Origin of the sequence: Nocardia veterana NBRC 100344 (assembly GCF_000308855.1) — a bacterium.
In the GTDB taxonomy this organism is placed as follows: domain Bacteria; phylum Actinomycetota; class Actinomycetes; order Mycobacteriales; family Mycobacteriaceae; genus Nocardia; species Nocardia veterana.
The window spans coordinates 41,953-52,826 of record NZ_BAGM01000203.1; the positions used below are offsets into that span (position 1 = coordinate 41,953).

Sequence of the window (10,874 nt, forward strand, 5' to 3'; positions counted from 1 at the left end):
GGGTCGCCGACGGACCTGGTGGTTACGCCGAGAGCGGCGTCTTTCGTTCCTGGCTGGTGAGGTGCCATCCGCGGCACAGCGGGCAGAGGTACGTGCGCTGCTCGCGACGGTGTGGCTTCTCGCGACTGACGTGAGCGAGTGCCAGTTCGGCATCCTCGTGGTCGAAGTAGGTCCGCTTCCCGGACTCGCAGTGCGACAACGACATTCGGATCAGTCGAGGCAACCGCCGCAGTTCTTCTCCGGTGCAACGCGTGAAGGGCCGCGTGCCCTTGGCGCTGCGCCGGCTGCGGCCGTGGCAATGGCAGTGCGAGTCGTGGTGGTCCTGGTGCTTGCTCATCTGCGGCTCCGAAGTACGCGGCCGGAAGTTGGACTTCTGCTCCCGGGTTCGGTCCGCGAGCTGATGTACACAAGCTAGATGGCAGTGAAAACATTGTCAATCACCGATTCGGTGATTGACTTTGAGTTACATGTAAGCGAAGCTTGCCCATGTACACGGAAGGGAGAGGTATGCCGAAGCCCGCATCGCCTGTCACGGCCTCCGAGATCTCCCGGCTGGCCGGTGTGACCCGAGCGACCGTAAGCAACTGGCGCCGTAGGTACGCCGACTTCCCCGGCCCGATCGGCGGGACCGAGTCGCGGCCTGTCTTCGACCTGCATCAGGTGCAGGGATGGCTGACCGAACATGGTGTGGAGGCGCCGCAATCGCCGACCATCGAACTGCGAACCTATCTGCGCTCGCAGGCCGAGCCGAGCGATGTCGCGCACCTGATGGAATCGCTCAGCTGGACCGGCGCGGGCTGGGCGCCCCGCTCGTCGGCATCCGTGTCCGGGCCTGTGCTGAAGATGTTGCAGCGCGCTGCCGACGCCGAAGGCAGCCGGACCGCTCTGGATGTCTTGGCAGAGCGTGGATTGGAGGACGCACCCGCAACGGGCGTTTACCAGACCCCCGCACCGCTCGCGGCGCTCATGGCCGAACTGGCCGGAGACCCTGCCTCGCAACGGCTTCGAAGCGTGTTGGACCCCGCGTGCGGTAGCGGTTCACTGCTGCTGGCGGCGGCCCAGGCCGGCGCGACGGAACTGTACGGCCAGGATGTGGTGCCCGTGCAGGTGCAGCGCACCCGTCTTGCCTTGGAGTCGGTGACAGGGCTGGAGCCGACGGTGTATGCCGGTGACACCATGTCCGACGACGCTTTTCCGGGCCTCGAGGCGGACGCGGTGCTGTGCAATCCGCCGTACTCCGATCGTGAATGGGGTGCGGACGAACTCGCGCTGGATCCACGCTGGCAATACGGCGTTCCGCCACGCGGCGAATCCGAGCTCGCGTGGGTCCAGCATGCGCTTGCGCACGTGAAACCCGGCGGAACGGCGGTTCTGTTGCTCCCGCCCGCCGTGGCCTCTCGCGCTTCGGGCCGCCGGATTCGGGCTGAGCTGTTGCGCTCGGGCGCGCTCCGGGCTGTGATCGGTTTCGCGCCCGGCGCCGCTCAGCCGCGGCATGTCGGCCTGCAACTGTGGGTGCTTCGGCGCCCGGAAACCATTGATTCCGTTGCGGATACGATGCTGTTCATCGATGCCTCGGCGGTCGATGACGGTTCGGGTGGCGGCCTTGACTGGGAGGTACTCGGTCGCACCGTTCTCGATTCGTGGCGGTCGTTCGACAGCGGGTCCGTCGAAGCGGCCACCGTGCCCGGTGTGGCAGCAGCGGTTCGGGTCATGGAAGTGCTCGACGAGAGTGTCGATCTGACCCCGGCCCGCTATGTTCGGTCGTCGTTCGACCCGGCATTGCTGTCGACCGAAGTCGAGGACGCCGTTCGCGAATTGAGCAGGGACGTAGCGGCACTCGCGGACCTGGTGAGCGATCTCGGCACCTGGCAGCAGGCAGGTGGAAAGCCTTGGCGCACGGCCACCGTGGCCGATCTGGCCGGTGGCGGTGCACTGCAGTGGTTCCGGGCTTCCCCGCCGCGACCGAAACAGACCGCCCCGGCGGATGATCACCGGCCGATCCTCACCGCAACCGACGTCGTGACAGGCCACCCGCCGTCGGGCAGCTTCGCCACATCCGAACCCACCGAGATGGTGGTCGTCGCCGCCGGTGACGTGCTGATCCCCGCGGTCCGCAGCGACTCGAGCGGGGCCCGCAGCGCACGCGTCGCCGGTGCCGAGGACGACGGAGCGGTGCTCGGCCCGCACGTGTATCTGCTGCGGCCCGATACGCAGCGACTGAATTCGTGGTTCGTCGCGGGATTCGTCAACAGTGCGGAGAACGCGTCCACCACTCGCACATCGACGATCCGCTTCGATCCTTCGCGGTTGCGGATACCGTTGCTGCCGTTGCGTGAGCAGCAGCGTTACGGCACGGCCTTCCAGCGACTGTACGAGCTGCGGGCATCGGCTCGCCGCGTCGGCGATGCGAGCGAACACGCGATCGGACTGGTGGCATCCGGTCTCACCGCCGGGGCGCTCGAGCCGGCGAGTAACACAACGCAGTCCGAAGACGTTGAGACAACGAAGCAGAAGATTCCAGGAGGCAATAAGTGAACACCAGCAAGCACACCGAGCTTGCCAATCACGCCTGGTCGGTCGCCGATCTACTGCGCGGTGACTACAAGCAGTCCGATTACGGCAAGGTGATTCTGCCGTTCACCGTGCTGCGCCGACTGGAGTGCGTACTGGAACCGACCCGCGACAAGGTGCGCGAGACCGTCGAGCGGTTCGAAGGCCAGGACATCGACGTCGACAGCTTCCTGCGCCGCGCCTCGGGCAACAGCTTCTACAACGTGACCGACCTGCGGCTGAAGACGGTGCTCGGCGACCCCTCGCACCTGGCGAAGAACCTGCAGGCCTACGTCGGCGGCTTCTCCGAGAACGCACGCGAGGTGCTGGACCGCTACGAGTTCAACCAGCAGATCAAACGCCTCGACAGCGCCAACCTCCTCTACAAGGTGACCGGCAAGTTCGCCGACCTCGACCTGCGCCCCGAGGTGGTCTCGAACCACAACATGGGGTACGTCTTCGAGGAACTGATCCGGCGCTTCGCCGAACAGTCGAACGAGACCGCGGGTGAGCACTTCACGCCCCGCGAAGTGATCGAGCTGATGGTGAACCTCCTCGTCGCCCCCGACGCCGACCTGCTCAGCGTCCCCGGCGTGGTGCGCACGGTCCTGGACCCCGCCTGCGGCACCGGTGGCATGCTCAGCGCCGCCGAGGAACACATCAAACAGATGAACCCGCAGGCCAAGGTGGAGGTCTACGGCCAGGAACTCAACCCCGAGTCCTGGGCCATCTGCCGCTCCGACCTGATGATCAAGGGCCAGAACCCCGACCACATCGTCTTCGGCAACTCCTTCAGCGACGACGGCCACAAGAACGTGAAGGCTGACTACCTACTCGCCAACCCGCCCTTCGGTGTGGAGTGGAAGAAGGTCAAGGAAGAGGTCGAGTGGGAGTATAAGAATCTCGGCGACGCGGGACGTTTTGGCGCTGGCCTACCCCGGATCAACGATGGATCGCTGTTGTTCCTGCAGCACATGATCTCCAAGATGAAGCCCGCCGAGGTGGGCGGTACCGGCGGTAGCCGAGTTGCCATCGTCTTCAACGGTTCTCCGCTGTTCACCGGCGCCGCCGAATCCGGCGAATCCAACATTCGCCGCTGGATCATCGAAAACGACTGGCTGGAAGCCGTTGTGGCGCTGCCGGATCAGCTGTTCTACAACACGGGTATCTCGACGTACTTCTGGATCCTCACCAACCGTAAGTCTCCTGAGCATCGCGGGAAGGTGGTGCTCTTGGATGCCCGTGAATATTGGTCAAAGATGCGGAAGTCGCTGGGGGACAAGCGGAAATACCTTACGCGCGAGCACATCGAGGAGATCACTCGGCTGTACGGGAACGCCGTGCAGGTTGCCGGCGATCCCGAGCATCCACTGCATGGCAAGGTGAAGGTCTTCCGGAATTCCGAATTCGGATACCGGCGGATCACCGTCGAGCGGCCGTTGCGCTTGCGGTTCGAGCTGACTGCCGAGGCACTGGACCGGCTTGCCGAGGCTGCCCCTGTTCGCAAGCAATACAGTGACCCTGAGGTTTTCCGAAAACTGTTGGCCCCCTTGGTTGGTTCTTCCTGGGGCAAGAAGACCGACGCCATCACGGCGCTCAAGGACGCGGTCGCTGGTGCTGGTGAGCCGTGGCCCGCTGGTGCGCCCTTTGCGAAGGCGTTCCGCGACGCCCTCGGCGTGCGGGACCCCGAAGGCGAAATCCAACTCGTCAAGGGCGCCCCTGAGGCCGACGCCGACCTCCGTGACTTCGAGAACGTGCCGTTGGACGAAGACGTCGACGACTACCTCGCCCGCGAAGTCCTACCGCATGTCCCGGATGCATGGATCGACCACGCTAAAACCAAGATCGGGTACGAGATTCCGTTCACTCGTCATTTCTACGTTTACAACCCCCCGCGTCCCCTGGAGGAGATTGATGCTGAACTGAAGGAACTCGAGGCTGAAATCCAGCAATTGCTTGGCGAGGTGACAAAATGACTTGGGTAGATACGCGGCTCAAGCATGTATGTGTCGATGCGGGGCAATATGGATTAAATATCAGTGCCGATAATTACGTGGAGTTCGGCACCCGCCTGATCAGGACGTCGGATATTTCTTCGAATGGCGGCCTCAGTGCAGAAGGGGGCGTATACGTGGACATCCCCCTGGAGGCGCGTCACAGTCTTCGAAAAGGAGACATCCTCCTATCCCGAAGCGGAACACTGGGCAGGTCATTCCTTGTTCCTCCTGAAGCGGAAGGTCAAACGTTTGCTGGCTTCCTGGTTCGGTTTCGGCCGAAGGTGTCGGTAGATCCGCGATATCTGCACTACGCAACCATATCGGAATCCTTTCAGGGTGTCGTCAAGTCGGAGGCGGTCTCCTCAACGATTCAGAACTTCAATGCTGAACGATACGCGAACGTCAGTATCAGGATTCCGTCGCTAGAGGAGCAGCGCCGCATCGCCGACTTCCTCGACGCCGAAACCTCCCGCGTCGATGAACTTGTTGCGTTGCGGCAGCGCCAGATTGAATTACTGGAAGAGCGAGAACTTGCCGTCATCGGCGACATGTTGTCCGGAAACGCGGTATCCGGCCGGAGGTACTCGACCGGGTGGAGGTGGCTCCCGTCGATACCTTCGGAATGGGAAGTTGGCCCAGTTTACGCATATTTCTACACGGCCCTCGGAAAGATGCTTAACCAGGAGCGCGCATCCGGCCTTAACCAAAAACCATATCTGAGGAACGCGAATGTCCACTGGTACGAAATCGATTCCGATGATATGGCGACGATGGATTTCGATCCCGAAGAACGCGCACGCTATTCGCTAGAGCCTGGAGATCTCCTCGTCTGTGAAGGTGGTGCTGGCGTTGCAGAGGCTGCTGTTTGGGATGGTCGGATTGAGGAATGCTACTTCCAGAAATCGTTACACAGGGTACGTAAATCTAAAGAGTTGCCAGTGGAGTGGCTGATGTACTGGCTTCGGTTCGCAAAATCGTGTGGCGTATTCGAGTCGGACGGTAATATTGCCACGATTCCACACCTTACGGGCGAGCAGTTGCGAATGTATCGGATTCCGATTCCGAACTATGCCGAATCTCTGATCCGAGACACTCGCAGCTCGATTAACAAATTAAAAGATGCAATCACCACACAACGGCGCGCCCAGTCGTTGTTGGCTGAGCGCCGCCAAGCTCTGATAACCGCCGCAGTCACCGGACAATTCGACGTAACCACCGCCTCCGGGCGAAATCTCACACAGGGGGTATAGATCCGTGAGCCCGGTCCACGACGAGCACACCTTCGGTGTCGAAATCGTCGCCGCGATGGTGGAAAACGGTTGGCGACAAGGCAACCCGCACGAGTATCGGCCCGACCTCGGGCTCGATATGGGGGAGCTGCTCGCGTTCATCGAGTCCACTCAGCATGACGAGTGGGAGGACTTGCTCGGTGCCTACGGTGGCGACTCCGACGAGGCGCAGCGTGGGTTCGCTCGTGCCGTGGATCGGGAAATCGGCTCGAACGGACTTGTCGAGGTGCTGCGCTCAGGTGTTCGGGACCGCGGGGTTCGCATCCGCGTGGCGTACTTCAAACCGAATCTGGTGACATCCGAAGACGCGCTTGCCGAGTATAAGGCAAACCGGCTCACGGTCGTTCGCGAGTTGCCCTACGCGACAAAGCAGGCGGATGCGGGGCACCGTCTCGATCTCGCGTTGCTGCTCAACGGAATTCCGATCGCCACCGCCGAACTGAAGAACCCCCTCACCGGACAGAACGTCGAGCACGCAAAGAACCAGTACCGCACCGAGCGCGACGCCACCGAGCTGATCTTCACGCGTCGGGTAATCGCGAACTTCGCTGTCGACCCCGATCTAGTATTCGTAACCACTCAGCTCAGAGGCGCGAAAACTCGCTTCCTGCCGTTCAATACGGGATCGGAGGGTGCGGGAAAGCCTGGCGGTGCTGGCAACCCGATGCCGATAGAGCCAGGCAAGTACCCGACCTCGTACCTGTGGGAGCAGGTCTGGCACCCGGACAACTGGCTGGACATGTTGGAGCGGTTCGTACACATCCACGAGTCCAAGGGGGCGGGCGGGCGCGGCGCCAAAACCATCATCTTCCCTCGCTTCCACCAGTGGGATGCGGTGAAGAAGCTCACCGCACACGCGGCCATCCATGGTGCCGGTCACGACTACCTGGTCATGCACTCGGCGGGTTCGGGGAAGTCGAACACTATCGGCTGGCTCGCGCACCGCTTGAGCGACCTGCATACGCCCACGGACCCGTCCAAGTTGGACCCCGATGCCCGCGCGGCCGGATTGAAACCTGGCACACCAGTTTTCGACAAGACCATCATCATCACCGACCGCCGTAACCTCGACAGCCAGCTCAGCGAGACGGTCGGCGGCTTCGAGCGCGTCGCCGGCCTGGTGGTGAAGATCGACGACAAGCAGGGCGCGAAGTCCGAGAAGCTGGCGAAAGCTCTCTCGCAGGAAGAGGGCAAGATCATCACTGTCACTCTGCACACCTTCCCGGCGTTGTTGGATTATCTGCGCCGCTCTCCGACCGAACTGCTTGGCGGACGGTTCGCCATCATCGTCGACGAAGCACATTCCTCCCAGTCCGGTGATGCCGCGAAGGCAGTGCGGTCGGCGCTTCGCGATCTGGGTCTGGACCCTGAGGACGAGGAAGACGGCGCTGCCGAGCTCACCTTGGATGAGCGGCTGAAACAAAAGGCTGCGGAGCGTGGCAAGGCGCGGAATATCTCCTACTTCGCCTTCACCGCTACGCCGAAGTCCAAGACGCTGGAGAACTTCGGCACGCTGGTCGGCCAGAAGTACGAGCCGTTCCACACCTACTCCATGCGGCAGGCCATCGACGAGGGATTCATCCTCGACCCCCTGCGCAATTACGTCACCTACAAGACGTTCTATCGGTTGGTCAACGACAATCCGTCGGATTACGAAGTGCCGGAACGGAAAGCGAATGCGCTGCTGGCCCGGTTCGCGGTCATGCACCCGCATACCGTCGATCAGCATGCGCAGGTGATCGTCGAGCATTTCGTCGCCCACACCCGGCCACGCCTGGGAGGCCGCGCCAAGTCGATGGTGGTGACGGCTTCCCGGCACAGCGCCGTGGCGATGTCGAGGGCGATCAAGCGATACATCGAAGAGCGCGAGTACGACAAGCTCTACCCGGACATCGGCGTGCTCGTGGCATTTTCGGGGGCCCTCGACTACGAGGGTGAGGAAACGACCGAGCCGAAGGAGAACGACGGCCTCCCGGAATCTCAACTGCCCAAAGCATTCGGTTACACCCGTGCCGACGACGTGGCGACTCGCGCCGGCGGAAAAGGGCAGAAGGAATATCGGATCCTCGTTGTCGCAGAGAAGTACCAGACCGGCTTCGACCAGCCGCTGCTGACCACGATGTACGTCAACAAGACTCTGGCCGGTATCGCGGCGGTGCAGACGCTCTCGCGGCTCAACCGAACCCACGAGCGCAAAAGTCAGCAGGATCTTGTCGTCCTCGACTTCGTGAACGACGCCGAGAAGATCCGCGACGCCTTCCGACCGTACTACGAAGAAGCTCATACCCTGCCGACCGATCCGAACCTCCTGTATCTCGCGCAAGACCGGGTGATGTCCGCACAACTTCTGTCCACCAAGGAGATGCGGGAATTCGCCAACGCGTACTTGCTGGCAGAAGACCAAGCCGCCGGCTCACAGGCGAAGTGGCAGAAGTTGCACGCCGAGCTGTACCGGCTGCTCGCTCCCGCGGTCGAACGCTTCACCGAACTACTGGACAACGACGAGGAAGACGACGTCGAGAAGGCCGAGAACTTCCGGGCCGACCTCAACGACTACGTCCGCAAGTACGGCTTCCTAGCCCAGATCGTGCCCTACCAGGACAGCAGTCTCGAACTGCTGCACCTGTACGGTCGCCACCTGCTGAACCGACTCCCGCGCCGGTCGGACGGCGGAGTGGATATCGGTGACGTCGACCTGTCGCACATGCGATTGGTCAAGACCGGCGAGCACGACATCGGCCTGAATCCTGAAGGGCCCTCGGAACTTCGGGGCTTCGGCGACGGCACCGGAGCCGCCCAAGAACCGGAGAAGTCGCCGCTGTCGGAACTCATCGACGAGTTCAATAAGCGTCACGGCACCAGCTTTACCGAAGAGGACGCGGCGAAACCCTTCAACGAAGCCGCTGCCGAACCGCACGTGCAGTTGGCCGCGGTGGCCAACCATTCGGAGGAGGAGTTCGGCCGGGTCTTCGATCCCGTCTTCGAGGAAAAGATGATGGACCACTACGAAACCATCTCCAACCTCGGCAAACGGTACTTCAGCAAGTCCGACCCGGCGTTCAAGGAAACGCTGAATCGCCAGGCACGCAGCGCGGCATGGCGCATGATCAGAAGACAACAGGGCGTTGCCTGACAGCAGAACACGGGGATAGGGAACGGCGATGCGGGTGGAGCGGATCGACGGCCGCTACGAGCTGACCGAGCAAATCAGCTCCGGCGGAATGGGTTCGGTGTGGCGGGGATACGACGTCGTCCTCGATCGTGAGGTCGCGATCAAGCTGATCCGCGTCGACCAGGTGGTGACCAAGGCCCAGGCCGAGGAGTTCAGCCAGCGATTCCAACGCGAAGCCCGCGTCACAGCCCGCATCCGCCACCACGGAGTGCCGCAGGTCTACGACGCCGTCCTGGATGCTTCCTACGAGAACGTCTATCTCGTTATGGAACTCATCGACGGTACCCCGCTGCGCAACTACATCGATCCGTCGACTCCGCTCCCGCTGGCGTGGGTGGCGGCCGTCGCGGCGCAGATCGCCACGGTCTTGTCCCACGCACATGCCCTGCCCGTCGTGCACCGGGATCTGAAGCCGGACAACATTCTGGTGACCCGCGACGGGGCGGTGAAGGTCATCGACTTCGGCATCGCGGCCATGCTCGACCCGCACGCGAAGCGACTGACCTCGACCGGGCAGATCATCGGGACATTGCGGTACATGTCGCCGGAAAGCGTTCACGGCCTCCGAGTCACCCCACGCAGCGACCTCTACGCGCTCGGCTGCATCATGCATGAGATGGCCTGTGGTTCACCGATTTTCCCCAGCGAATCACAAGTCGAGCTCATGCACCTGCACGCCCACGTCGAGCCAACGCGGCTTCGCGAGCTGAGACCCGACGTGCCGGCCGAATTCGAACGGCTGGTGCTCGACTTGGTCCGCAAGGACCCGGCTGCCCGCCCGTCCGATGCCTACGCCGTCTACGAGCTGCTCCTCCCATTCCTGCCCGGTCCGGACTCGGCCGTACCACCAACCGAGCTCTACCTCTCCGGCTTCCCCGACCCGACCAGGGTGTTCCGTCGCCCCAACGCACCCCTCGAAACCGACCAGATCGAGCCGACTCGCTCTTTCCGTCAGGAGATGCCGCCGACCGCACCGCTGTCGGCCATGCACCTGCAAACCGCCATCGAAAACGCCGAGCGCCGCTACTACGAGCTGTGGGAAGAGCAACGCTTCGCGCAAGCCGCGGATGCACTCAGTTCGGTGATCGCCTGCGCGGGGGAGGTACACGGGCCCGACAATGCAAAGGTCCTTAACCTTCGAAGTCTGGTCGCGTATGCTCTTGAACTCAGCGGGGATCATCGAAGCGCGCGACGTGAATTCGATTCACTAGCAGTCGCTTACCGCCGTGTCGAAGGAAAGTTCAGCGAGACCGCCTGGGATTGTAGAGCGTCCTCGGCACGCTGCCGAATGGCGTTGGGGGACATCGAGGAAGGGTTGGCGGATATGGAGCAGCTCGTTGCCGAGGCGGTCGAACTGACGAGCGATGGGTCCGAGGTCGCTCTACGCTTGCGCGTCCAGTACGGCGAACTGCTCGCCGGCGCGGGGGATTTCGCGGGAGCCCGGAATGTGCTTCAACCCGCGTACGACGATGTGTGTCTGATCAAAGGCCCGGATGATGAACTGGCGGAGGAGGTCGCCGAAGTGCTCGCCGGGCTGCAACGCGGAGAGGTAGGCGTCGCCGATGAGTGACCTCAAGCTGGTCCGCATCTCTGGAGGCGCAGCTATCGAATCCGGCAGCTCAGTCGCTTTCGGAACGCCGCCTGCAAAGGACGATCGAGTCGAATATGGAGGTGCTGTTCGGCGTGCGGCGCTCGGGATCGATGAGACCGGATCGCCGATAATCTTCGAATACAAGAGGTCTCGCGACGAGAACGTCCTCACCAAGGCCTCTTCTACATGGATTGGCTCCTCGACCATCAAGGGTGCCGAAACGGCAGATTTTTATAGCATTGGGCGATGGGTAGCAAAAGTTGCTGGTAGCTTCT

At 62.4% G+C, this 10,874-nt stretch carries 6 protein-coding genes and 1 pseudogene; 6 read left to right on the forward strand and 1 reads right to left on the reverse strand.

The window, feature by feature from the left end:
• Positions 1-22 precede the first annotated feature (22 nt).
• Positions 23-337, reverse strand: coding sequence for a hypothetical protein (locus tag ON37_RS33310; protein WP_157171654.1), 315 nt, complete (start codon positions 335-337; stop codon positions 23-25).
• Positions 338-507: 170 nt separating this feature from the next.
• Between ON37_RS33310 and ON37_RS28270 the strand changes: the two genes are divergently transcribed.
• The 6 genes and pseudogenes from ON37_RS28270 to ON37_RS33315 all read left to right on the forward strand — a co-directional run.
• Positions 508-2,535, forward strand: coding sequence for an N-6 DNA methylase (locus tag ON37_RS28270; RefSeq protein ID WP_051032222.1), 2,028 nt, complete (start codon positions 508-510; stop codon positions 2,533-2,535).
• A complete protein-coding gene (locus ON37_RS28275; protein ID WP_040723804.1) occupies positions 2,532-4,526 on the forward strand; it encodes a type I restriction-modification system subunit M in 1,995 nt (664 codons plus the stop codon). The genes ON37_RS28270 and ON37_RS28275 overlap by 4 nt, the downstream gene beginning before the upstream one ends.
• Positions 4,523-5,797, forward strand: a complete 1,275-nt coding sequence (locus tag ON37_RS32185) for a restriction endonuclease subunit S (protein ID WP_083893355.1) — start codon at positions 4,523-4,525, stop codon at positions 5,795-5,797. Before ON37_RS28275 ends, ON37_RS32185 begins: the two co-directional genes overlap by 4 nt.
• 4 nt (positions 5,798-5,801) lie before the next feature.
• The gene (locus ON37_RS28280) at positions 5,802-8,969 is read left to right on the forward strand and encodes a type I restriction endonuclease subunit R (RefSeq protein ID WP_040723806.1); all 3,168 of its coding nucleotides are present in this window, start codon (positions 5,802-5,804) and stop codon (positions 8,967-8,969) included.
• A gap of 28 nt (positions 8,970-8,997) precedes the next feature.
• Positions 8,998-10,578 (forward strand): serine/threonine-protein kinase, encoded by a 1,581-nt coding sequence (locus tag ON37_RS28285; protein ID WP_040723807.1) that lies wholly within the window; start codon positions 8,998-9,000, stop codon positions 10,576-10,578.
• Positions 10,571-10,874: pseudogene (locus tag ON37_RS33315) on the forward strand (hypothetical protein); the annotation flags it as partial. The gene ON37_RS28285 and the pseudogene ON37_RS33315, both read left to right, overlap by 8 nt.